This is a genomic window from Afifella marina DSM 2698 (assembly GCF_900102695.1).
GTDB lineage: Bacteria > Pseudomonadota > Alphaproteobacteria > Rhizobiales > Afifellaceae > Afifella > Afifella marina.
Genome location: NZ_FMVW01000002.1, coordinates 524,996 through 547,708, shown reverse-complemented (window position 1 = coordinate 547,708; position 22,713 = coordinate 524,996). Strand labels below are relative to the sequence as shown.

The window sequence follows — 22,713 nt, the reverse complement described above, 5'->3', positions numbered from 1 at the left end:
CCGGGTTGAACAATGTTCACATATCAGCTAAAGATGAACACTGTTCATGAACGGTGTTCAAGAATGGAGACGAGGATGATCACGCAAACCCTGAAACGGCTCACGCTCGCCGCCGGACTGGTGCTCGGCATCGCCGCCACAGCCCCGGTCGCCGACGCGGCCGGTCTGATGACGCCGAAGGACGGAACGCCCGCACTCGATCTGCGCGATCAGGCGGTCGATGTGGTGGTGGAAGGCGGTTATGCCGTCGTCACGGTCGAGCAGACCTTTGCCAATCCGAACGCCGAAGACATGGAGGCGATCTATTCCTTCCCGGTCCCGGAACGGGCGGCCGTGTCGGAATTCACCTACTGGATCGACGGCAAGCCGGTGACGGCGGAAGTCATGGAGAAGGAGAACGCCCGAAAGATCTATGAAGGTGAGAAGGCGGCCGGTCGTGAGACGGCGCTTGCCGAGCAGGACGAATACAAAACCTTCGACATGACCGTCTGGCCCGTCCGGGCGGGAAGCGACGTCAAGATCCGCCTCGCCTACATCCAGCCGGCGAAGCTAGACACCGGCATCGGCCGCTTCGTCTATCCGCTGGAAGAAGGCGGCGTTGACGACAACAAGCTCGCCTTCTGGACGGCCAATGAAACCGTCACCGGCCGCTTCAGCTTCGATCTCCACCTGCGCACCGACTATTCGGTCGAGGCCCTGCGGCTCCCGGCCCATCCTGACGCCGCCATCTCGAAGGATCCGGATGGCAGCTGGCGTGTCCATCTCGACAACGCGGCCGTCACCCCCAAAGCGGATTCCGCTCCTGTCGATGGCGCCGCCCCTGCCGACGAGGAGGGGCCGGCGGCTGCACAGCTCACACCGAGCTTCAAACTCGACACCGACATCGTCGTCTATTGGCGCCAGGCCGAGAACGAGCCGGCCCGCGTCGACATGCTCGCCTACAAGCCGGAGAGCGATGGCCGCGGCACCTTCATGCTGACGCTGACGCCCGGCATGGACCTGAAGCCGATTACCGAAGGCCGCGACTTCATCTTCGTGCTCGATCGCTCCGGCTCCATGGGCGGCAAGATGTCGAGCCTCACGGAAGGCGTCTCGCGCGCCCTCGGCCAGCTCAATCCCGACGACCGCTTCCGCATCGTCTATTTCAATGACAGCGCCCGTGAACTCACCCGCGGCTTCATGAATGCCAATCAAGAGAGCATCTCCAAGGCACTCGAATGGGTGCGGAGCGTCGACGCCTCGGGCGGCACCAATCTCTACGATGGCCTCAAGCTCGGCCTCGACGCGGCCGACGCCGACCGCACGAGCGCCCTCGTCCTCGTCACCGACGGCGTCGCCAATGTCGGCCGCACGGAGGTGAAGGACTTTCTCGCTTTGGTGAAAGAGCAGGATGTGCGCCTCTTCACCGCCATCATGGGCAACAGCGCCAACCGCCCGCTGCTTGAACCGATGACGCTGGAATCGGGCGGCTTCGCCAGCGCCGTCTCCAATTCCGACGACATCATCGGCGTCCTCTTGCAGGCGACGGAGAAAGTGACCCACGAGGCGCTTCACGGGGTCAAACTCGATCTCGACCCGTCAGGCAGTGGGCTCACCATCGACGATCTCCGCCGCAAGGGCATCCGCACCCTCTATCGCGGCGAACAGATGGTCCTCTTCGGCCATTACCGCGGCGCCGGCGAAGCACAGCTGAAGCTCTCCGGAGAGATTTCGGGCAAGCCGGTTTCCTATGAGGCGCGCTTCACCTTCCCCGAGACGGCGAACCTCAACCCGGAGCTGGAGCGGCTTTGGGCCTTCGCCGAGATTGAGCGGGAACTTCGCAAGCTCGACCTCTTGGGCAGCGACGCCGACGTCAAGCAATCGGTCATCGACACCTCCAAGGAATACGGCATCCTCTCTCCCTTCACCTCCATGCTGGTGGTGCGCGACGAGCGTTTCGAGGAGCTGGCGATCGATCGCACCAACCGCGACCGGCTCGCTGTCGAGGACACCGCACGTCAGAAGCGCACGAGCGCGCCGGCGCAGTCGACCCGGGTCGATACTCAGGCCCCGATGTTCGACGCCCCGCGCCCCTCCCATTCGGGCGGCGGCTCAGGCGGCTCCGGCGCCATCGGTCTGCCGGGCCTGATCCTCGCGATCCTCGTTCTCTGCGGCACGCTCCGCCTGCGCCGGCGGGAGACCGCCTGATGCAGGCGCTCGCAAACGCGTTCCACGGCAGGCCTCGCCTGCCGTGGTTCACCCTCGGCCTTGCTGCCCTGACCGCCACTCTCTACGCCGTCGCCGGTGGCGCGCCCTCCGGCCTCGTCTATGACCGGGCGGCGATTGAATCTGGTGAGGTCTGGCGGCTCGCAACCGGACATCTCGTTCATCTCGACCTGCACCATCTCGGCTACAATCTGGGTGCCCTCCTGGCGCTCGGCACCGCCTACGAGCTTGCGCCTTTCGGCGGGCCGCGCCGGCTCGCTCTCCACATTTTCGGCGTCGGCGGCCTGGCGGTTACGGCGACCCTCCTCGCCTTCTTCCCCGACACCCTGCGCTATTGCGGCCTCTCGGCCCTCCTCAACACGCTCTATGCGGCGCTGACCCTCGGCCTGTGGAAAGAGACGCGAGAGAAAATCTGGCTTTTCGCGCTCGCCGCAAACGTCGCCAAGATCGCCTGGGAGGCGGCCTTCGGACCGATCTTTTCGGCAGGCCTCGCCTGGCCCCCGCATCTCGGCGCCCATGTGGCGGGGCTTCTCGCGGGCTGTCTCGTCGCTCTCGCGGGACAGCGGACGATTCCGGATCAGCATCCTGAATCTCTTTCGCAGCCCGCACGCGCAAGCGCCTGAGAAGACTCGTCCTTTGCCGGGAGCCGCGCCAGGCAAATCTTGTCGCCTCTCAAAAGTCGGTGCAGGCAAGCCTTTGAAATTCGGCAGGGACCGCTTATATTGGCTCGCGTCGGCGCAAGCCGACTATGGCGATAAATGGCCTACGGAATAAGCCTATCGGACCCGGGGGCGGTACCCGGCGCCTCCACCATCAACGGCCCAGGGCAGAGTGCCTGGCAAAGCCGGATTCCCTGCAAGGGGCCGCTGTTGATGGGGGCGAAATAGGATCGACGAGGGTGTAAAGGTAGAACTTTCGCTCGGTATGGTACCACCGTTATCGGACCAAAACTTGTAGTTGCGAATGACAACTATGCTGAGGCTCGTCTCGCTGCGTAATGCAGCCTGACTGCTTCGATTCAAGCCCTGGCGGTTAGCCCCGTCAGGCGGGGTCCGGAGGCACCTGGCAACAGAAGCCTCCATTTCGTTTTTCATGCCGTTGCAAATCGGTGTCAGACGGGCCGAAACGTCCTGGCGCATATTGCCCGTTGCGCACGGCCAACCTAGTTTTGCTCAATGGCAAGCGACCTCATTCGTTACGACATTCTCACTCAGGACGCGCTGAGGCAGGTCATCCGCAAGGTGATCGGCGAGGTGGCGCAGACCGGTTTGCCCGGCGAGCACCATTTCTTCGTCACCTTCGAGACCCGTCATCCCGGCGTGCGCATCTCCTCGCGCCTGCGGGCGCAATATCCCGAAGAGATGACCATCGTCCTCCAGCATCAGTTCTGGGACCTCAACGTCACGGAGACGACCTTCGAAGTCGGCCTCTCCTTCAACGGCGTGCCGGAACGTCTTCTCGTCCCCTTCCGCGCGATCAAGGCTTTCGTCGATCCGCATGCGAGCTTCGGTCTGAAGTTCGATGTGCCGGAGACGGAGGGCGAAAATCTCTCCACCGCGGAAGTCGAGGCGATGCCGGGGCTTCTTCCCGGCGAAGAGGAACAGCCGGGCCTCGCACCGAGCCCTCTTCCGCCCGCAGTCCTGGAACGCAAGGAAGGAAATGCGGAAACTGCGGAGGCGCCGGCCGAAGGCGAGGACGGCAAAGAAGGCGCCGAAGTCGTCTCTCTCGACGCATTCCGCAAGAAAAACGTCTGAGCGTCCGCGTCTTCTTCTGCTCCTCGTCGGTTGAAAGCCTCTTTCCCGCAGCCGGCTCTTGCCTGCGGCGCCCGCCAATGGGAAAAGGCCGAAAAACTGGCGGACACGACCATGACAGAGAGCACGCGTACCGAGACCGATTCCTTCGGCCCCTTGGAAGTTCCTTCCGACAAATATTGGGGCGCACAGACCGCGCGCTCGCTCAAGAATTTCGAAATCGGCCATGAGCGGATGCCAAAGCCGCTCATCCGCGCCCTTGGCCTTATCAAAAGCGCGGCCGCGCAGGTCAACAAGGACCTCGGTAACCTCGAGCCCCGCCTCGCCGACGCGATTTCCGCGGCCGGCCAGGAGGTCGCCTCCGGCAAGTTCGACGACAATTTCCCGCTCGTCGTCTGGCAGACGGGCTCGGGCACCCAGAGCAACATGAACGCCAACGAGGTCATCGCCAATCGCGCGATCGAGATGCTCGGCGGGACGCTCGGCTCGAAAGATCCGGTCCACCCGAACGACCACGTCAACCGCAGCCAGTCCTCCAACGACACCTTCCCGACGGCGATGCATATCGCCGCGGCCGAAGAGATCGTGCACCACCTCATTCCCGCGGTCGAACATCTGCGTGAGGCGCTGCGCGACCGCAAGCGCGCCTTCGCCGACATCATCAAGATCGGCCGCACGCATACGCAGGACGCGACGCCCGTCACGCTCGGCCAGGAATTCTCCGGCTACGTCGCCCAGCTCGATTACGGTCTGCGCCGCGTGCGCGAAGGCGTCGACTATCTCTTCGAACTCGCCCAGGGCGGGACGGCGGTTGGCACCGGGCTCAACACCAAGCCGGAATTCGCTGAGAAATTTGCAGCCGCGGTCGCCGAATCGACCGGCCTGCCGTTCCGCACGGCGCCCAACAAATTCGAGGCACTCGCAACCCACGACGCCTATGTCTCGGCCCATGGCGCCATCAACACGCTCGCCGTGTCGCTCTTCAAGATCGCCAACGACATTCGCTTTCTGGGTTCAGGCCCACGCTCCGGTCTCGGCGAATTGATTCTGCCGGAAAACGAGCCGGGCTCCTCGATCATGCCGGGCAAGGTCAATCCGACCCAGTGCGAAGCGATGACCATGGTCTGCGCTCAGGTGATGGGCAACAACACCACGATCGGTATTGCCGGCAGCCAGGGACATTTCGAGCTCAACGTCTACAAGCCGGTCCTCGCCTACAACATGCTGCAGTCGATCGATCTCCTCGCGGGCGCCTGCCGGTCCTTCGCCGACAAATGCGTGGTGGGCATCGAGGCCAATGAAGAGCGCATTTCGGAATTGATGCAGCGCTCCTTGATGCTGGTGACAGCGCTCGCGCCGAAGATCGGCTACGACAACGCCACCAAGGTCGCGAAGACCGCGCACAAGAACGGCACGACCTTGAAGGAAGAGGCCGTCGGCCTCGGCTTCGTCACGCCGGAAGAATTCGACCAGATCGTCCGCCCGGAAAACATGATCGGACCGCGCTGAGCAGGAGCCTATGGCCGAGATCGTCAATCTGCGCACCGCCCGCAAACGGGCGGCGCGTCAGGCCAAGGAAAAAGACGCTGCGGAAAACCGCCGGCGGCACGGACTGAGCGCGGCCGAGCGGCAGAGAGAGCGTGACGTGCTCACCCGGGAGGCGCATCGTCTCGATGGCCATTTCCGCGGCGAACCGCCTGAGGGCGAGGAAAAACCATGAGGTTGCCATGCAGATGATGTCTCGCCTTCTCGCTTTGTCGCTTCTCGCCACGCCGACGATGGCGCTCGCGCAGGACCAGGCGCCGGGTACCATCCGGCAAATCCCCATGCAGGTGCCGCCTCAGACAGAGAATTCACCCAGCCAGCAGACACAGCCGCAAACGCAGCCACAGCCGCAAGCGCAGCCTCAGGCCGAACCCCAGGGACAGAGCGGCACACAGGCGCCGGCGGCTGCAGGTTCCACAGAACCGAGCAGCGATTCCTATTCCTGGCGCTCGTCGCTCACCGACAGTGGGGCGGCCGCCTTCATCGCCGGTTGCGATCAGTGCGATGACGTGCCGCTCGACATCAGCTGCACGCTTGCAGGCGGCGACATCACCGTTCGCCCGACCATTGCCATCGAGAGCGCGCTGGAAGGCGATCTCGTCGAAGTCGCGTTCGAGGTCGACCGGGATATCTTCCGCCGGGATGGGCGCCTGCACCAGAGCGAGCTCTATGGCGGCTTCGTCCCGGAAGTGACGATCAAAGAGAGTGATCCTCTGCTCTACGCCCTGTCCGTCGGCGACAGCCTCAACGTCGCGGTCGGTCAACAGCGCCTCGATCTCACCTTGAAGGGGTCCGCGGCCGCGCTGCGCACGATGCGCTCTGCCTGCACCAAGCCGGCATCCACGCCCGTGCCGCCATCCTCGGAAGACCCGGCACCTCTGCAGCCGGACAGTTCGGTGGAGCCGGACCCGACGATCCGCATCTCCCCGCCGCCCCCACCTGAGGCGCTTCTGCCGCTCCCGGGCTCCGGCAACTGAGCAAGCAGAACACCGCAAGCTTCGCAAAAACGTGAAAAAGCGCTCCGTCGTCATCGCCGGACATCGCACCAGCGTCAGTCTGGAGGATCCTTTCTGGGCCGAGCTCAAGGCGATGGCCGCAGCACGCGACATGCCGCTTGCCGCCTTGATCGAGGAGATCGATGCGGGGCGAGAGACGGACAACCTTTCCTCTGCCCTGCGTATTGCCATTCTCGAATGTCTTCGCCGCCGCCTGGCCGAAGGCGGCTGAGGCTTATTCCGACAATGACGGCAGAAGGTTGAGCGGCGTGCCGCTGCTGCCACGCCCCGGTGTGATCACCGTCGGGGCCTGCGGAACCGGCTCGTCGAGGATGCGGCCGAGCCGACGCCCGAACGTCTCCTGATCCTTCTCCGACCCCTGCGGCTGCGGTGTCGAACCCCGCGCTTCGGGCTTTTCCGGCCGGTCTTGCGGTCCATTCCCTAATGGAGCGTCGGGCCCTAATGGAGCGTCGCGCCCTGATGCAGCGCCTGGCCGACCCGCATCCTGTTCATTGCCCGCGTCCTGCGCATCGTCCTGCGCGTTGGGAGCCGCGTCCTCCGTCGCCTCTTCGGCCTGCCGGGCTGCCTCCTCCGCCGCCGCTTTCTCCGCAGCAGCTTTCTCGGCGGCAGCTTTCTCTGCAGCGGCCTGGGCTGCCTTCTCACGCTCCTGGCGCTGTTCCGCCTCGCGCTGACGCTTCAGTTCGCGACGCAGCCGCTCGCCTTCCAGAATTTCGGCCTGAAGCTTCTCGACCCGTTCCACCTCCTGTTCGAAGGCGCGCACCGTCAGGAAGCCGAGGAAGGGCGTGATGTCGATATGCCGGCCGGGATCGGCAAGAGGCCCGGAAAAGACGATACCGACTTCGGGCTGCGCACCCGTCACCGCATCCTGGCCGGGATCGACCTTCAAAGACCAGTCGGAGGAGAGCTCCATGCGGTTGAGGTAGATCGAAGCGTTGCCGAGGACGGTCGCGCTTTCGCTCCCCGCCACCTGCAGCGTCGACAACCGGACCGTCCCGGAGGTGACCGAGAACGAGCCCGTCGCCTCATCGAAGGAAAGCGTCCCCGCATCGAGATGGCCGGAAAACGCGGCCGCAACCGGCTCGCTTTCAAGCTTCAGTCCGGCATCGGCGGCGCGAATGACGGAGCCGAAAGCCTGCGGATTCAGATACCGCAGGAGGCCGTCACGCAATGTGAACGAGCCGCTCCCGTTGAGCGCAGAGACCATGCCCGAGAAAGACCGGCCGTGCCCCATCAGCTCGAGCGACGAGGAAAGCCGCCCCGCGGCAACCGGACGGCCGTCTTCGCGCCAGACGAGCTCCGCCAACACGGCATCCTTGAGGGAAAGCTGCAATGTCAGGGGCTGTACGCCCTCGCCGCCGCCCGCAGATAGAACCCCGCTGAGCGCGCCGCCGGCAAAACCGCCGCTGAGATGATCGAGACGCAGACGCCCCCCGTCGTAGCGCAGCGTGAAGGCCGGATTGCGCAGCGGCATTGCGAGCCCTGTCGCGGCCTCTTGCGCCTTGACGGCAAGGTCGAGCGAAATCCCGCCGGGAAGAGCCGGGGCGAAAGCCTGGGTCGGCCAAGCGCCCTGAACATAAGTCGGCGTGACCCCGAATGGCGCGGCCAGGAGAAAGGGCAAAGAGACGGTCTGCAGGCGAAGATCGCCCCCGATCGCGAGACCCCCGCCCGCATGGGCGGTCAGCGTCCCACCGACATTCTGGTCGTCGAAAGACGCTCTCTCAAGATCGAGCTCGGCCGTGCCGGCCGCCAACTTGAGCGGTCCTCGCGCCGCCAGAGCGTGACCTTCGCCGATCCCCGGCAGGGCCACACCGGCAAGAAGGAGGGCGGGATCGACATCGTCGGCCGAGAGCGTCAGCGGACCGGCAAGAGAGGGCGTATCGCCATCGAACTCGCCGCGCCCGTCGAAGCCAAAATCGATGCCGGCGACACGTCCCCTCGCCTCGAGATCGGCACCCTCGCCGGCCGCTCCGTTCATTTTCAGGCTCACCCGAGCCGGTCCGCTTCCAGGCAACGGCACGACGTCGAAGCCGAGTTGCGCAAGCAGAGATGCCGAATCCTGCGATTGCACGAGGAGATCGGCCTGCCCGGAAAGCTCTTCCGGATCGTTGAAGCCGCCGCGCCCATCGGCAGTGAGCGTCAAGCGCGTTCCGGCAAAATTGCCGGACAGCTCCAACGTCTGCGCGCCATCCGTCTCGGCGGTCGCAACCAGGCTGGCGTCGACGGGCGACAGCGCATCCGCGCGCGCGACCAGACGCTCCGCAAGCTGGCTCTGCGGCAGGAGCCCCCGGAGAAAAGCCGCCGCGCCTGAAAGGTTCTCAGCCACGATATCGGCCGAAAGCCGGCCCCGCGGCGCCGCGAAGAAGTTCTCGATCCGCCCCGACACATTGATATCGGCCCCGGCGAGGTCGGCGATCGACAGGGTGGCAATGTCCAGACTGTCGCCGGTCAAGACCCCTTCGAGGTTGACGGAGGCCGCCTCCGCCCCGCCGACAGAGAGGTTCTGCGCTGCAAGCGACATCGCCACACGGGCAAAATTGCCGTTGCGCAGATCGTCACCGGCGAGAAGGCCGGTGACGATCTGCGCCTCTTCGAGCGCCACATTCTCGGCGCTCAATGTCACGTCCGCGAAAGTTTCACCGGTGCGCGCAAAACGGCGCATGGAAATTGCGCCGTCGATCGTCCCGTCATTGATCTCCGCAACCAGATTCTGTGCCGTCTGCCGGCGCTGCGACAGATCGAGATCGGCTTCCACCTTGAAACGATCGAGGCGCAGCGCGTCTCCAGCATCGCCGCGCCACCAGGCGGCAAAGGCCGCCGGACGCTCCGAAGCGATCCGGCCATGGCCGTGGAAAGTTGGCGTGGCCGTGTCGATGTCGCCGCTCACATCGATGCGTGTCGCCCCCGGCAGCATCGCCGAAAGGACATCCACCCTCCAGCCATTCTCTGTGGGCTTCACATCGGTCCCGACCGCCTGAATGACGCTGCCGCCGACGACGACGCCTTGGGCGTCGAGGGTCAAGGTCCCAGGAACTGCCGGCCTCGGCAGCTCCGTAAGCCCCGCGACGAGCCTTTCGGCAGCTTTCTCGATGGCGACCGGTTTGCCTGCGCCGCCCCCGAGCGCGCGATCGAGATCGATCTGCCGCGCATCGAGCGCGATGGCGAAGCGCGGTTCCGGCACGAATGCGAGTTCGCCATGACCGGCCGCCTGAACCGCATTCGCTTCCGGCCCGTACGCGAAGGTGAAGTCTTCCGAGGCGAGCTTTTCGCTGGTCAGCTCGAATTCGCCCTTCGTCCGCAAAAGCGCGAGCAGCGACTGAGGTTGCGCGGGCACGGCTTCCGTGTCCGGCGTCAAACCGGAAAGATCGAAGGTGCCCTTCAAGCCGAGCCCATCTTCGCCATCCGTGACGAGATCACCGGCGACCGACAGCACCAGAGGCTTCGCTGCTGGCGTCAGGCTCGCCTTCAAAGGCATGCGGCCGTCGGCCAGCCGCCCGACCCCGACATCGATGCTGTAGACGTCGCCACCGAGCCGGAAGCCCCCCTGCAGATGTCCGGGCCCTTCCAGCGAGCGCGCCTGCATGAGCGCATTGATATCGCCGATCCGCCACGACGCGCCGCGCCGGCTGTCTTTGAGGTCGATCTCCCCGTTGCGGATGTCCATCTCGTCGAGAGAGATCTGCTCGGGCCCGAAGCGGCCGATCCGCAGCCGCCGCCCCGGTTGCGCGAGATCGGCAACGTCCAGCATCAATCGCGGCCGATCGAGCTGAACCGAAATGATGTTGATCTCGCCCTTGAGGAGACCCGTGAGCTCCACCTTGGCGCGCAGGCGCCCCAGCATCAGGATCGGAGCGTCCGAAGGTCCGATGCGCACATCCGCGAGCCGCAAGCTCGGGGTGGGCAGGATCGAAAGGTCGGCGTCGCCGCGCACCTTGACCGGCACGCCCAGGCTCGCCGAGGCTTTTTCCTCGAACTCCTGCCGGTAGGCGCTCCAATCAACGAGATACGGCCCGATCAGTGCGGTGAAAAGCACCGCAATGATGGCGAGGCCTATCGCGACGTAAAGCCTTCCCAGAACAACTCTCCCTCTCCGCCCGTCTCCGCGACGGTCTCAATCCGATCTAGAGACGGATGATCTTACCCGGATTCATGATGTTCTGCGGATCGATCGCGCGCTTGACCGCACGCATGACATCGAGAGCGGGACCGAGCTCCTGCTCCAGATAGGCGCGTTTGCCCTGACCGATCCCGTGTTCACCGGTGCATGTTCCATCCATCCCGATCGCTCGGGCACTGATGCGCGCCGAAAGCTGCTGCGCCTTTTCGAGTTCCGCGGGATCGTTCATGTCGATCAAAGCCGACACATGGAAATTGCCGTCGCCGACATGGCCGACGATGGGTGCGATGAGGCCAAGCTCGGCGATGTCGTCCATCGTTCCGCGCACACAATCGGCCAGCCTGGAAAGCGGAACGCAGGCATCCGTTGCGAAGGCCTTCGTCCCCGGACGCAGCGAGATTGCCGCCCAATAGGCGTCGTGACGTGCCTGCCAGAGCTTGGCTCTATCCTCCTGATGCGTCGTCCAGGAGAAATTGCCGCCGCCGAATTCCTCGGCGATCTCGCCAAAGAGTTCCGCCTGCTCCTTCACGCCGGCCGTAGTGCCGTGGAATTCCAGGAAGAGCGTCGGCGCCTCGGGGTAATCGAGCTTCGAATAGGCATTGCACGCACGCATCTGCAGCGTGTCGAGGAGCTCGATCCGCGCCATCGGGATCCCGCTTTGGATGGTCGCAATGACGGTATTGCAGGCCGATTCGACATCCGGAAAGCTGCACACGCCGGCCGAGATCGCCTCGGGAATTCCCTGCAGCCGCAACGTCAATTCGGTGATGACGCCGAGCGTGCCTTCCGCTCCCACCAGAAGTCGGGTCAGATCGTAACCGGCCGAGGTTTTCTTGGCCCTCTGCGCCGTGCGCACGATTGCGCCATCCGGCATGACGGCTGTGAGGTTGAGGACATTGTCCTTCATGGTACCGTAGCGGACCGCATTGGTCCCTGAAGCACGCGTCGAGGCCATGCCGCCGAGGCTCGCATCCGCCCCCGGATCGATCGGAAAGAAAAGCCCGGTGTCGCGCAGATGCTCGTTCAGCTTCTTGCGCGTAACGCCCGGCTCGACGACGCAATCGAGATCTTCGGGATGCACGGCGAGGATTCGGTTCATCGCCGACAGGTCGATCGAGACGCCGCCCGCCGGGGCGTTGAGATGGCCTTCAAGAGACGATCCCGTCCCGAACGGGATGATCGGCACATGATGCTCGGCGCAGACACGCACCACTTCGGCGACTTCCTCCGTGGAATGCACGAAGACCACGCCGTCGGGCGGCTGATTGGTGATCCAGGTCGTGGTGTGGCCGTGCTGCTCACGCACCGCGGCGGAGGTGGAAAAGCGCTCCCCAAAACGCTGTGCGAGAATACCAAGCGCGGTAGCAATACCGTCTTCGTTGCGAGAAAGCGCGTCTGCGATGGCCATATTCGGCTCCCGATGCCGGAGCAAATCCTCAAGCTTGTTGAAAGCATAACAAGTTGCCGCGCTGGCTCTCGGGCGGCGCGACTATCCCCTGCAATGCGAAAAAAGGTGGCTTATGTCCAGGACAATTGAGGCTCCGTTCCAGGTGACGACGCAGACCGTCGAGGATGCCTGGATCGATTACAACGGCCATATGAACGTCGCGTATTACGTCCTGCTTTTCGACCGCGGCATCGACGAAGCCTTCGAAGCGCTCGGCCTCGGCCCCGATTACCGGCAGGCGCATGACGCCTCCTTCTTCGCGGTCGAAATGCATGTGCGTTATCTGCGCGAACTGAAAGCCGGCGCAAAAGTCGCCGCGACCTGGCAGCTCCTCTCCGCCGACGACAAGCGGGTGCGCAGCTACATGGAACTCCGGGATGCGGCCGAGGGCTTTGTGGCCGCCACGTCGGAGCATCTGCATCTGCATGTCGACATGACCGCTCGGCGCGCGGCCGTCTTTCCACCGGACATTCGGGCAAACATCGAAGCCGCCTTCGAGGCCCACCGGAAACTCCCCTGGCCGGAGAGCGCAGGCGCGGCGATCACACTCGATAAACGCTGACGGATCAGTTCCCTGGAATCGAGGGCTGAATCAGTTTGTCAGGCAATCAGGAATAGTGGTTGCGGATGACCGCCCCGGCGATCTCCGGAGAATCGATGATACCCACCACATCCTCCGGACGCGGCACCACGACGCCTGCCCGCACGACGATCGCGAAGGAGCGCGCGCGCCGGTTCATGCGCGTGATGATGGAATTGAGAATGTTGTTTTCCGGCGCGACGACGAAATCGTCGGAGATGATATCGGCAAGCGTCTGATCGGCTCGGATCGACGGCGCGTAGAGCACAGAACCGAAGCGGGCATACCCGACAATCCGGCCATCCTCGCTGACGACGACATGCCTGCGCTGACCCTCCTCGCCGACGAGCTTGATCGCATCCCGCACGCTCGTGGCGGCAGGCAGCACGACGAAATTGCGGTTCATCAGATCGCGCGCCTGCTGCACCAGATACATGTTCGTGTGCCGCACCGACGGGATCGGGCGGCCGCGATTGCGCAGCTTGATCGTGTAAATGTCGGCCGCAATGAACCAGCGCCGCACGCCGACCGACAGCGCCACCGCCAGGACCAGCGGGACGATCACATTATAGTCGCGCGTCATCTCGAAGATCATGACGATCGCCGTCATCGAGGCCCCGGTCGCACCCCCCACGAGCGCGCCCATGCCGACGACGGCAAATTCGGCCATGTTGAAGCCCTCGCCCGGGAAGAGCCACGCGCCGAGCGCACCGACGGCGCCGCCGAGCGTCGCGCCGATGAAGAGAGAAGGAGAAAAGACCCCGCCTGAGGCTCCCGCACCGAGGCTGACGCTCGTCGCCACCAGCTTGCCGATCAACAGGGCGACGAGAAGGAAGAGCGTGTAGCTGTAATTGCTCTCGCTCACGATCGACTGGATCGTGGCATAGCCGACGCCGGCCGTGTGGTACTGCCCCGTCGTGACGAAAAAGCCGTAGGCGAGCAGCCCGATCAGCGTCATGCCGATGATGTTGCGCGTGTAATCGTTGCCCGGCAGCTTCGGAAAGAAATCCTCACAGAGGGCGAGGAAGCGGATGAACGCCCAGGAGGCGACGCCCGCAAGGAGACCGAGAACCGCAAAGCCGACGAGCTCCGCGAGATTGATTGCGTGCTGGGGGTCGACCGCGGAAAGCGGCACGAAGAATGCGGGGTCAAGACCGAGCGCGATGCGGCCGATATAGGTCGCCGTCGCCGTCGCCACGACGACCGGCAAGAAGGTGCGCCCACTCACCTCCGGCAGGAGGAGCTCAACGGCAAAGAGAACACCGCCGAGGGGCGTGTTGAATGTCGCCGCGATGCCCGCACCGGCGCCGGCGGCAAGCATCGTGATCTTCTGCCAGCGCGGCAGCCGCAACGTGCGCGCGATCGTCGAGCCGAACGAGGCACCGATCTGAATGATCGGTCCTTCGCGACCGACCGAGGCGCCGCTGCCGATGGAGATGGCGGAGGCGATCGATTTCACGATCGCCACGACGCCGCGCACATTTCCGTTGTTGTGGTAGACGGCGTACATCACTTCTGGAACGCCGTGGCCCTTCGCCTCCGGCGCAAACGTCTTCACCAGAAAGACGACGACGAGGCCGCCGATGATCGGCGCGAGAATAATGAAGGGGCCCCAGACGCTCGCCGCCTCGAAATGGTTGGCGTCATAAAAGAAGCTGATGCGCCCGTTGAAAGCCAGATTGTGCACGAAGGCGATCATGTAGCGAAAGAGAACGGCGCCAACGGCAGCCACCACACCGATTGTGAACGCGACCACACACAATGCGGGAGCGCTCAAGACGCGTTCCTGGCTCTCTTCTTCCGTACCGGACGCGGAAACTGGCGCTGAATTTGTCGGCTTCGCCTCGGCCGAAGTGTCGGTCACGATCTCGCTTCTTTCCATCTCGGGTGCCGCTTCCGAACGGAGCGTCACACTGAGAAGAACAAGAGGTTAATCTGTCGCGGGCACCGGGAAGCCCCCGTCTCCTGCACCCAAGCAAGCTGCAAGGTCAAGGCTGCGAACCGGCCTTCTCCCATGCGCGATCGCTGACAGCGGGCGGAATGATCAGAGCGCAATTCCAAACGGAGCCCCGCGGCCCCCAGCATGTTTCGGCACAGCGAGAGAAGGCGAAGCGGCCGAAGGAGCGTGACCGGGAGCCGAAAGGGTTCCCACGGAAGCGATCACATTTTGTGCGGGTTTCGCAACGTTATTTGAACGAACCCTTTAGCCGTCACGGCATTGCCCTCCCACTACACAGACGGGGCGAGCCGCCACCCAGGCGCGCCCCAAACAGGGAGAGTGAGAATGTTGAAGAAGCTTTTGGCAACGACGGCCATCTCGGCAATGATGGCGACCGGCGCGATGGCGCAGACGAATGACACCGACACCACCAACCAGCCGATGGCGGAACAGCCGGCGAGCCCGGACAAGGCCCCCGCTGGCGGGATGGAAGCCCAGCCGAACGACAGCATGAGCGCCCCGACCGGCGAGACCGCCGAAGCTCCTGCGAAGCCGATGGATTCCTCTGTCTTCCTGACCGAGCAGAGCCAAGATCAGGTCAAGGCGAGCAGCTATATCGGCCAGACCGTCTACAATCAAAGCGACGAGGCGGTGGGCGACATCAACGACCTCCTCTTCACGAAGGACGGCGGAGTTGACGGCGCGATCATCGGCGTTGGCGGCTTCCTCGGCATCGGCGAGAAAGATGTCGCGATCAAGTTCAGTGAAATCGACGTGCAGAACGATGAAGATGGCGACCTGCACCTCGTGATCGATGGCTCCAAGGAGGCGCTTGAAGCTGCCCCGGACTTCGTCGACCTCGACGATCAGAAGGCGCAGGCCGATGCCGCGGCCCAGCAGTCGCAGACTGAGAGCGGCGGCATGGGTACCAGCACGGGCGGTGCCCCGGCGACCGGCGAACCGGCTCAGTCGAACTAAGCCGCAACCCTCTTCGGATTTGAAAGATGCCGTCCGCACCCTGCGGGCGGCATTTTTTTGTGTGGGAGCGTGGCGTCGGCCGGATAGCTGACTCCCCCACCAGCCTTCTTTCTATTTCTCGCTGGTCGCCCCGGACTTGTCGGTGACGCTCCTCTCCTCATGGATTTCAGAAGTCTCGCTCGCCCCTTCGCCTTCAGCTGCCGCTTCGTGCTCGGAAGAGGCGTGCTCGCCCACATCCGCCGCACGGAGTTTCCAATACTGAAAGAGCGGACCTTCCCGGCCATAGATCGGATCGGTGTCGGGAAGCGGCACGCTTGCCGCCTTCTTCCTGGCCTCCTCGAAATCAATCTCTTCAGGCTTGGTAATGTCGCCCTCCTGCCCCGGCGGATAAGCGCCGACGACCGAAAAATCCTCCGTCGCCGACAATCTCTTGTGGCCGACGCCGGCGGGAATGACGACCACGTCGCCGGCGTTGAGATCGGTCTCGATGCCGTCATCGCCCCCGAGCCCGACGCGGGCCGAGCCGCACACGCAGGCGAGCACTTCATGGCCCTTGGTATGGAAGTGCCAGTACGGATAGATCGACCAGACCCACACGCCCTGCCACATATTCCGCGTCAGGATCGTGTCCGCCGCCCCGGCCATGCGGACCGGCTCGTCGAGACCGCCCCGATAGATGAGCGTCGGCAGCCTGCTGTTGGGAATGCCGCTCGAAGGTTCAAAATCATAGGATTCGACTGCGACGCTGAGATCGAGATCGTGCGTTGCCATGCAATGTCTCCGCTCTTGGGTTTCTCAACTCCAATGCAGAGAAAGGCGGATGAGTTCGCTAGGCTGTCTTGAGAAGCGCATCTCGGCGCGCCAGGCTGGCGGCCGGCCACACCTCCTCGAGATCGTAATATTCCTCAAAAGCCGGGACATTCGCCGGCAATTCGAGCCACGGAACTTTCGAGCGCGTGTAGATATGGACGTCCGGCACGAACACATGCGGAGCGTCGAGCGTTCCGACCCGCAGGAAGCTCAAAACACCGCGGCGTCCGTAATCGCTCCACAACGCAATCTGGCAGTTCGGGCAGCGATAGACGTCGTGAGGAAGCCCGCTCGCCGTCGGCAGCGTTATGACGACCGGCTCTATCTTTAAGAACGCGATCCGATCGCGTTCGATGAGCGCATTGAGGACAAAGGCGCTGCCCGTCTCGTGTTGGCAATCCCGGCAGTGGCAGCAATGCACGAACATCGGCCGCGATCTGAGCCGGTAACGCACCTCCTTGCAGGAGCATCCCCCTTCAAGCTCCACATTCATATCTTTCCCTCAAACCCTCAACCTCGCAGGCACGTGCGGTCGAACGAAGAACCTTCCAAGGTTCGGCGCTCCCCTCCTCACGGCTCGATCATGAGCAACAGCTACGGCAAGCAATACGCATTTTTTTGCACAGCCCCCTTGCGACTTGGTCGGCAGACGCAGAGAACGAGACAAGAACAACAGTACAATCCCGCAGCCAGGCCATCGCCTCGCAAGACAGGGATCGTTGCCCTATCTTGGGCTTAAGCGAATCGAAACCTGATGACCCATTCAAACGCCGACCGACACGACGATCCCTTGTTCGACCCGCAGACGCCTGCTCCGCGGGCGGGCGGGATCGCTGCGCGCGCCCAGGCGGCGCAGGTCTCCTCTCCCGCGCGCTATCTGCAAGGCCTCAATCCCGAGCAGCGCGATGCGGTGGAGACGACCGAAGGCCCGCTTCTGGTGCTCGCCGGCGCCGGCACGGGCAAGACCCGGGTTCTGACGACGCGCATCGCGCACATCCTCGCCTCGCGCCGCGCCTTTCCCTCCCAGATCCTCGCGGTCACTTTTACCAACAAGGCCGCGCGCGAGATGAAGGTGCGGATCGGCGCCTTGATCGGCGGCGAGCAGACCGAGGGCATGCCGTGGCTCGGCACCTTTCACTCGATCGGTGTCAAGATCCTGCGCCGCCACGGCGAACTCGTCGGCCTTCGCTCCGATTTCACCATCCTCGACACGGATGACCAGATCCGGCTGATGAAGCAGGTGATCCAGGCCGCCGGTCTCGACGACAAGCGCTGGCCCGCACGCCAGCTCGCCAACCTCATCGATGGCTGGAAGAACCGCGGCTTGTCGCCTGACAAGATTCCGGATTCCGAAGCTTACGCTTTTGCCAATGGGCGCGGGCGCGAGCTCTACACCGCCTATCAGGAACGCCTGAAGACGCTGAACGCCGTCGATTTCGGGGATCTTCTGACGGAGTGCGTGCGGCTCTTCCGCGAGCATCCCGATGTGCTCGAGAGCTTCCAGCAGCGCTTCCGCTACATTCTCGTCGACGAGTATCAGGATACCAACGTCGCACAATATCTCTGGCTGCGCCTCCTCGCCCAGCGCCCGGAAGGCGAGCGCGCCAATATCTGCTGCGTGGGTGACGACGATCAGTCGATCTATGGCTGGCGCGGCGCCGAAGTCGCCAACATCCTGCGCTTCGATCATGATTTTCCCGGCGCCAAGGTGATCCGCCTGGAGCGCAATTACCGGTCGACAGGCCATATCCTCGCGGCCGCGTCATGCCTCATAGCCCAGAACGAGAGCCGTCTCGGTAAGACACTGTTTCCAGCAACCGACGAGATGGGCGCGCCGGTTCTCGTCGCCTCCGGCTGGGATTCCTCCGAAGAGGCCCGCTCGATCGGCGAAGACATCGAACGAAAGCAGCGCCAGGGCATCTCCCTCAATGAGATTGCCATCCTGGTGCGCGCATCGTTCCAGATGCGCGAATTCGAAGATCGCTTCGTCACGCTCGGCCTTCCCTACCGGGTTATCGGCGGCCCGCGCTTCTTCGAGCGCATGGAGATCCGCGATGCGCTCGCCTATTTGCGCGTCACGCAAAATCCGGCCGACGGGCTCGCCTTCGAGCGCATCGTCAACACGCCGAAGCGCGGCCTGGGTGCGGCCACCATCCAGCTCATCCATTCTCATGCACGCAGCCGCGACATCCCTCTTCTCGCGGCGGCCGGAGAGCTCGCGGCAACGGAAGAGATCAAGCCGCGCCAGCGCCAGGCGCTCGGCGATCTCGTTCGAAATTTCGCGCGCTGGTCGGAGATGCTGGAGCACACGCCGCATCCGGAACTCGCCGAAATCATCCTGGAGGAATCCGGCTACATCGAAATGTGGCAACGCGACCGCTCGCCGGAAGCTCCGGGCCGGCTCGAAAACCTCAAGGAACTCGTCAACAACCTCGGCGAATACGATTCCCTCGGCGGCTTCCTGGAGCATGTCTCGCTCGTCATGGACACCGAGGGGGGCGAGACGGAAGAAGCCGTCTCCATTATGACGCTGCATTCGGCCAAAGGGCTCGAATTCGACGTCGTCTATCTGCCCGGCTGGGAGGAAGGCCTCTTCCCGCACCAGCGCGCCCTCGACGAAAGCGGCAAGGCCGGCCTCGAAGAGGAACGCCGCCTCGCTTATGTCGGCCTCACGCGCGCCCGCCGCCACGCCACCATCTGGTTCGTCGGCAATCGCCGCGTGCATGGCCTGTGGCAGTCCACCCTGCCCTCGCGCTTCATCGACGATCTGCCGGAAGACCACGTCGAAGTGGCCGAGCCTGCAAGCTACGGCGGCTATGGCGGTGCCGGTCATTATGGGTCGGGCGGCTACGGCGGCTCACGCTTCGAGCGGATGGAGCCCTTCGATTCCGCCTATCGGACGCCGGGATGGCAGCGCGCGAAATCCAACCGGGATCGCGCCGATCCGAGAAACCGCACCGGGCGCGGGCCGACGACACTTGAAGGAGAACTCGTCGCCAAATCGGTGATCGGCGGCACGAGCCGCTATTCGGTCGGCGAGCGCGTCTTCCACCAGAAATTCGGCTACGGCACCATCCACACGATCGACGGCAACAAACTCACGATCGATTTCGAAAAATCCGGCCGCAAGCGCGTGGTCGACAGTTTTGTCGAAGCGACCTGAGCAAGCAGGTCCAAGCTGTCCAAACCGCCTTCTGAGCAAAAGACTTTCGACGAAAGTTCCGCCAACGGCGCTTGAAAGCGGCTGCAGTTGCTCTTTAATCCCGCTCTTCCAGCGCAGAGCGGGTTCATGCACGACATCATCACCGAGATTGCGCTGATCGGCGCCACCGGCATTGCCGCCCAATGGCTGTCCTGGCGTTTCAGCCTGCCTGCGATCGTCGTCCTGTCGCTCGCCGGTCTTTTGATCGGACCGGGGCTAGGCCTCATCGATCCGGAATCGGATTTCGGCGACTTCTTGCGCCCGATCATCGCGGTTGCCGTCGCCATCATTCTGTTCGAAGGCGGCCTGACTCTGCATTTCCACGAGATCCGAGAGACTTCGATGGGTGTGCGGCGCCTCGTCCTGTTGGGTGGGCCGCTCGCCTTCCTCCTCGGCACGATCGCCGCACATTTCGTGGGCGATCTCAGCTGGCCGACGGCGACGGTTCTTTCCGGCCTCTTCGTGGTGACGGGTCCGACCGTCATCATGCCGCTTCTGCGCCAGGCCCGGCTTGCCCAGCGACCAGCATCCCTTCTGCGCTGGGAAGCCATCATCAACGACCCGATCGGCGCCCTGTTTGCGGTTCTGGCCTTCGAAGTCATTCTCATCAACCATCACGAGCAGGCTTTTTCCGACTTCGCCATGTCGATCGTCGCGGCGGCCGTCGTGGCGCTCGCCGGCGCCTATCTTCTCGGCCGGGGTCTCGTCACCGTCTTCTCCCGCGGCTGGGTGCCCGAATACCTGAAAGTGCCTCTCATCCTGGCGGCAGTTCTCGTCGCCTATGCCGCGACCGATCTTTTGGTGGCCGAAGCGGGCCTCGTCGCCGTAACCGTTCTCGGCATCACGCTCGGCAATTCCCGCATCGCGAGCCTCGACGAACTGAAGCGCTTCAAGGAGACGATGACGGTCCTCCTCGTCTCGGGCGTCTTCGTGCTGCTCACGGCGACGCTCACCTGGGCGGATCTCACGGCCCTCAATTGGCGCCTCGCAGCCTTCATCGTCGTCCTGCTTCTCGTCGTGCGGCCGCTCTCCGTGCTCGTGGCAACGATCGGCAGTGGACTCAAACTCTCAGAACGCCTGCTCGTCGGCTGGATCGCCCCGCGCGGTATCGTGGCGGTCGCGGTCGCAGGTTTGTTTGGAACGGAACTTGCTGCGATCGGCGTCGACGACGGCCCGCTGATGGTGCCGATCACCTTCGCGCTCGTCTTCGTCACCGTTGTCGTCCACGGCTTCACCCTCCCCTGGCTGGCGCGCCATCTGGGTCTTGCTGCCGATCGCCGCTCGGGGATCCTCGTCGTCGGCGCATCGAACTTCACAAAGGCGCTGACGGCCCGCCTCAAGGAGATGAAGATCCCGACGATGGTGGCCGACCGCAACTGGTCGCGCCTGCGCCTTTTGCGCCAGACGGAAATCCCGACCTATTACGGCGAAATCCTCTCGGAGCCCGCGGAATTCTCCGTCGAGTTCAACCGCTACGACTACCTCATCGCAGCGACTGACAACGACGCCTACAACGCCCTCGTCTGCACCGATTTCGGCCCGCATTTCGGCCGCACCGACGTCTTTCAGATCGGCCGTCAGCGCGACGAGGATTCAGGCAGCAAGAAGAACATGGCCGTCACGGTCGGCGGCCGTCCCCTGCTCGCCTCCGGCGTTTCCTACTGGGAACTCGAGCGGCGCCTTTCGAGCGGCTGGAAGATCCAATCGACCCCGCTCACGAAGGAATACACCTTCGAGGATTATCGCAACGAGCGCGGCGACGATCTGGAGATTCTGTTGTATGTCGCACCCGATGGCAGCCTCTTTTTCGCTGAACAGGCGCAGGAGCGTGCCGCCTCGAATGCCGGGCGCATCCTTGCGATGGTGCCGCCAGAGACAGAAAACCAGGACCGCACGACGGAAAAATCCGTGCGTCGCAAGGTCCAGCGAGAGACAGACAAAACCAAGACATGACGGCACGTATCAGTTTCAAAGGCGGCCGGGAGGAAGCGGAGCTTCTCTCGGATCGGCTCGACGCGGCGTTTGAAGAGGAAGGCGGCGTCGTCGCCTTGAGCGAAGCCGGTACGGACTGGCAGGTCGAACTCTATCTCGAAGGCGACGAACTCGACCCGCTCGGAGCGAGACTCAGCGACGCCCTCGGCGCGGACGCATCGAAATTCGACATCGAAATCCTTCCTGAGACCGATTGGGTGGCTCAGTCGTTGAAGGGACTTGCGCCCGTCCCGGCCGGGCGCTTCGTCGTTTATGGCGCCCATGATCGCGGCGCCATACCGGCCGGACGGACGGGGATCGAAATCGATGCCGGCCAGGCCTTCGGCACCGGTCATCACGCAACGACGCTCGGCTGCCTGGAAACGCTCGACGAATTGCTGAAATACCGGCGCTTCGACCGTCCGCTCGATGTCGGCACGGGCACCGGTCTCCTGGCGATCGCGCTCGCCAGGCTCTTGCGTGAGCCCGTTCTCGCCTCAGATATCGATCCGATCGCAACAAAAATCGCGGCAGAAAACGCCTGCCTCAACGGCGTCGGCCATCTCGTCGAGACCATGACCGCCATGGGCTTGCGCCATCCGAGGATCGCCGCCTGCGCACCTTATGATCTGATCGTCGCCAATATTCTGGCCGCACCTCTGATTGCGCTCGCGCCGGAAATGGCGCGCGCCAGCGAAACGGACGGCGTCGTGGTGCTCTCCGGCATTCTCAACAGCCAGGCCTCGCGCGTGACGGCGGCCTACCGCAATCAGGGCTTTGCTCTCGAGACACATCGACGCTTCGGCGAGTGGAGCGTGCTCGTCCTGTCGCACCGCATGTGACCGACGCTGCGGGTGCGGCGGTCACCTGGTCGGAAAATCAGAACCGCGACGAACGGTCCCGCATCGCCGCAAGGTCGGTGCGGCGATAGCCAAGACGCGCAAGCTCGTCATCGTCGAGCTTCGAAAGACAGAGGTTCACCGCGTGCTGTGCTTCGGCAAGCCGTGCCGCCATCAGCCGATCCAGAATACGCCGCCACAGCGCTGGTCTGGACCGATGTGCGAGATGGCCGCTCTGATCGAAAGTGAGAGACATGATGCACAAGTCCCGGTTGCAACTTCGGGTGCGAAATACGCTTCAACGCGGCGATCGAAA

Annotated in this window: 18 protein-coding genes and 1 other RNA gene; 13 read left to right on the top strand and 6 right to left on the bottom strand. The window is 63.8% G+C overall.

All coding sequences use genetic code 11. The features are described 5' to 3' along the window. Window positions 1-75: 75 nt before the first annotated feature. The 8 genes from BLP76_RS07320 (at window position 76) to BLP76_RS07285 (ending at window position 6,728) form a co-directional block, all read left to right on the top strand. The gene (locus BLP76_RS07320; RefSeq protein WP_092811389.1) at window positions 76-2,187 is read left to right on the top strand and encodes a VIT and vWA domain-containing protein; all 2,112 of its coding nucleotides are present in this window, start codon (window positions 76-78) and stop codon (window positions 2,185-2,187) included. Beyond that, window positions 2,187-2,828: a rhombosortase gene (rrtA, locus tag BLP76_RS07315; RefSeq protein WP_092811072.1), complete on the top strand. Its 642-nt coding sequence runs from the start codon at window positions 2,187-2,189 to the stop codon at window positions 2,826-2,828. The genes BLP76_RS07320 and rrtA overlap by 1 nt, the downstream gene beginning before the upstream one ends. 68 nt (window positions 2,829-2,896) lie before the next feature. Continuing rightward, window positions 2,897-3,288: a transfer-messenger RNA gene (gene ssrA / locus BLP76_RS07310) on the top strand. 92 nt (window positions 3,289-3,380) lie between these two features. Further along, window positions 3,381-3,959 (top strand): SspB family protein, encoded by a 579-nt coding sequence (locus tag BLP76_RS07305; RefSeq protein ID WP_092811070.1) that lies wholly within the window; start codon window positions 3,381-3,383, stop codon window positions 3,957-3,959. 111 nt (window positions 3,960-4,070) lie between these two features. Next, window positions 4,071-5,465 (top strand): class II fumarate hydratase, encoded by a 1,395-nt coding sequence (gene fumC / locus BLP76_RS07300; protein WP_092811387.1) that lies wholly within the window; start codon window positions 4,071-4,073, stop codon window positions 5,463-5,465. A gap of 10 nt (window positions 5,466-5,475) precedes the next feature. Then, on the top strand, window positions 5,476-5,676 hold the full coding sequence (locus BLP76_RS07295) for a DUF4169 family protein (protein WP_092811068.1): 201 nt from the start codon (window positions 5,476-5,478) through the stop codon (window positions 5,674-5,676). Window positions 5,677-5,683: 7 nt separating this feature from the next. Then, window positions 5,684-6,478 (top strand): hypothetical protein, encoded by a 795-nt coding sequence (locus BLP76_RS07290; protein ID WP_092811066.1) that lies wholly within the window; start codon window positions 5,684-5,686, stop codon window positions 6,476-6,478. A gap of 31 nt (window positions 6,479-6,509) precedes the next feature. Beyond that, a complete protein-coding gene (locus BLP76_RS07285; protein WP_092811064.1) occupies window positions 6,510-6,728 on the top strand; it encodes a ribbon-helix-helix domain-containing protein in 219 nt (72 codons plus the stop codon). 3 nt (window positions 6,729-6,731) lie between these two features. Here BLP76_RS07285 and BLP76_RS07280 read toward each other — a convergent pair whose 3' ends face one another. After that, complete coding sequence (locus tag BLP76_RS07280; RefSeq protein WP_280139915.1) at window positions 6,732-10,568, bottom strand: AsmA family protein; 3,837 nt, start codon at window positions 10,566-10,568, stop codon at window positions 6,732-6,734. Between the two features lie 67 nt (window positions 10,569-10,635). Further along, a complete protein-coding gene (locus BLP76_RS07275) occupies window positions 10,636-12,039 on the bottom strand; it encodes an FAD-binding oxidoreductase (RefSeq protein WP_092811060.1) in 1,404 nt (467 codons plus the stop codon). Window positions 12,040-12,151: 112 nt separating this feature from the next. Between BLP76_RS07275 and BLP76_RS07270 the strand changes: the two genes are divergently transcribed. After that, a complete protein-coding gene (locus BLP76_RS07270) occupies window positions 12,152-12,640 on the top strand; it encodes a thioesterase family protein (protein ID WP_092811058.1) in 489 nt (162 codons plus the stop codon). A 46-nt stretch (window positions 12,641-12,686) separates the two neighbouring features. Here BLP76_RS07270 and BLP76_RS07265 read toward each other — a convergent pair whose 3' ends face one another. Then, window positions 12,687-14,522 (bottom strand): chloride channel protein, encoded by a 1,836-nt coding sequence (locus BLP76_RS07265; protein ID WP_244514489.1) that lies wholly within the window; start codon window positions 14,520-14,522, stop codon window positions 12,687-12,689. A 420-nt stretch (window positions 14,523-14,942) separates the two neighbouring features. Here BLP76_RS07265 and BLP76_RS07260 point away from each other — a divergent pair, with 420 nt between their 5' ends. Then, complete coding sequence (locus tag BLP76_RS07260) at window positions 14,943-15,575, top strand: PRC-barrel domain-containing protein (protein WP_092811054.1); 633 nt, start codon at window positions 14,943-14,945, stop codon at window positions 15,573-15,575. 111 nt (window positions 15,576-15,686) lie between these two features. On the opposite strand, the gene BLP76_RS07255 is transcribed toward BLP76_RS07260, so the two are convergent. Further along, on the bottom strand, window positions 15,687-16,346 hold the full coding sequence (locus BLP76_RS07255; RefSeq protein ID WP_111328823.1) for a cupin domain-containing protein: 660 nt from the start codon (window positions 16,344-16,346) through the stop codon (window positions 15,687-15,689). 58 nt (window positions 16,347-16,404) lie between these two features. Next, window positions 16,405-16,878: a GFA family protein gene (locus BLP76_RS07250; RefSeq protein ID WP_092811052.1), complete on the bottom strand. Its 474-nt coding sequence runs from the start codon at window positions 16,876-16,878 to the stop codon at window positions 16,405-16,407. A gap of 261 nt (window positions 16,879-17,139) precedes the next feature. Between BLP76_RS07250 and BLP76_RS07245 the strand changes: the two genes are divergently transcribed. From BLP76_RS07245 to BLP76_RS07235, 3 genes are all read left to right on the top strand, one after another. After that, entirely contained in the window at window positions 17,140-19,548 is a 2,409-nt protein-coding gene (locus tag BLP76_RS07245; protein ID WP_092811050.1) for an ATP-dependent helicase, read from the top strand. A 126-nt stretch (window positions 19,549-19,674) separates the two neighbouring features. Beyond that, a complete protein-coding gene (locus BLP76_RS07240) occupies window positions 19,675-21,540 on the top strand; it encodes a cation:proton antiporter (RefSeq protein ID WP_092811048.1) in 1,866 nt (621 codons plus the stop codon). Then, complete coding sequence (locus BLP76_RS07235; protein ID WP_092811046.1) at window positions 21,537-22,400, top strand: 50S ribosomal protein L11 methyltransferase; 864 nt, start codon at window positions 21,537-21,539, stop codon at window positions 22,398-22,400. Before BLP76_RS07240 ends, BLP76_RS07235 begins: the two co-directional genes overlap by 4 nt. Window positions 22,401-22,437: 37 nt before the next feature. On the opposite strand, the gene BLP76_RS07230 is transcribed toward BLP76_RS07235, so the two are convergent. Beyond that, the gene (locus BLP76_RS07230) at window positions 22,438-22,653 is read right to left on the bottom strand and encodes a hypothetical protein (protein WP_111328822.1); all 216 of its coding nucleotides are present in this window, start codon (window positions 22,651-22,653) and stop codon (window positions 22,438-22,440) included. Between the last annotated feature and the right edge of the window lie 60 nt (window positions 22,654-22,713).

Coding starts and splice junctions, on each gene's coding strand:
- BLP76_RS07320 (WP_092811389.1), top strand. CDS start 76: ATGATCACGCAAACCCTGAAACGGCTCACGCTCGCCGCCGGACTGGTG.
- rrtA (WP_092811072.1), top strand. CDS start 2,187: ATGCAGGCGCTCGCAAACGCGTTCCACGGCAGGCCTCGCCTGCCGTGG.
- BLP76_RS07305 (WP_092811070.1), top strand. CDS start 3,381: ATGGCAAGCGACCTCATTCGTTACGACATTCTCACTCAGGACGCGCTG.
- fumC (WP_092811387.1), top strand. CDS start 4,071: ATGACAGAGAGCACGCGTACCGAGACCGATTCCTTCGGCCCCTTGGAA.
- BLP76_RS07295 (WP_092811068.1), top strand. CDS start 5,476: ATGGCCGAGATCGTCAATCTGCGCACCGCCCGCAAACGGGCGGCGCGT.
- BLP76_RS07290 (WP_092811066.1), top strand. CDS start 5,684: ATGCAGATGATGTCTCGCCTTCTCGCTTTGTCGCTTCTCGCCACGCCG.
- BLP76_RS07275 (WP_092811060.1), bottom strand. CDS start 12,039: ATGGCCATCGCAGACGCGCTTTCTCGCAACGAAGACGGTATTGCTACC.
- BLP76_RS07270 (WP_092811058.1), top strand. CDS start 12,152: ATGTCCAGGACAATTGAGGCTCCGTTCCAGGTGACGACGCAGACCGTC.
- BLP76_RS07260 (WP_092811054.1), top strand. CDS start 14,943: ATGTTGAAGAAGCTTTTGGCAACGACGGCCATCTCGGCAATGATGGCG.
- BLP76_RS07255 (WP_111328823.1), bottom strand. CDS start 16,346: ATGGCAACGCACGATCTCGATCTCAGCGTCGCAGTCGAATCCTATGAT.
- BLP76_RS07250 (WP_092811052.1), bottom strand. CDS start 16,878: ATGAATGTGGAGCTTGAAGGGGGATGCTCCTGCAAGGAGGTGCGTTAC.
- BLP76_RS07245 (WP_092811050.1), top strand. CDS start 17,140: ATGACCCATTCAAACGCCGACCGACACGACGATCCCTTGTTCGACCCG.
- BLP76_RS07240 (WP_092811048.1), top strand. CDS start 19,675: ATGCACGACATCATCACCGAGATTGCGCTGATCGGCGCCACCGGCATT.
- BLP76_RS07235 (WP_092811046.1), top strand. CDS start 21,537: ATGACGGCACGTATCAGTTTCAAAGGCGGCCGGGAGGAAGCGGAGCTT.
- BLP76_RS07230 (WP_111328822.1), bottom strand. CDS start 22,653: ATGTCTCTCACTTTCGATCAGAGCGGCCATCTCGCACATCGGTCCAGA.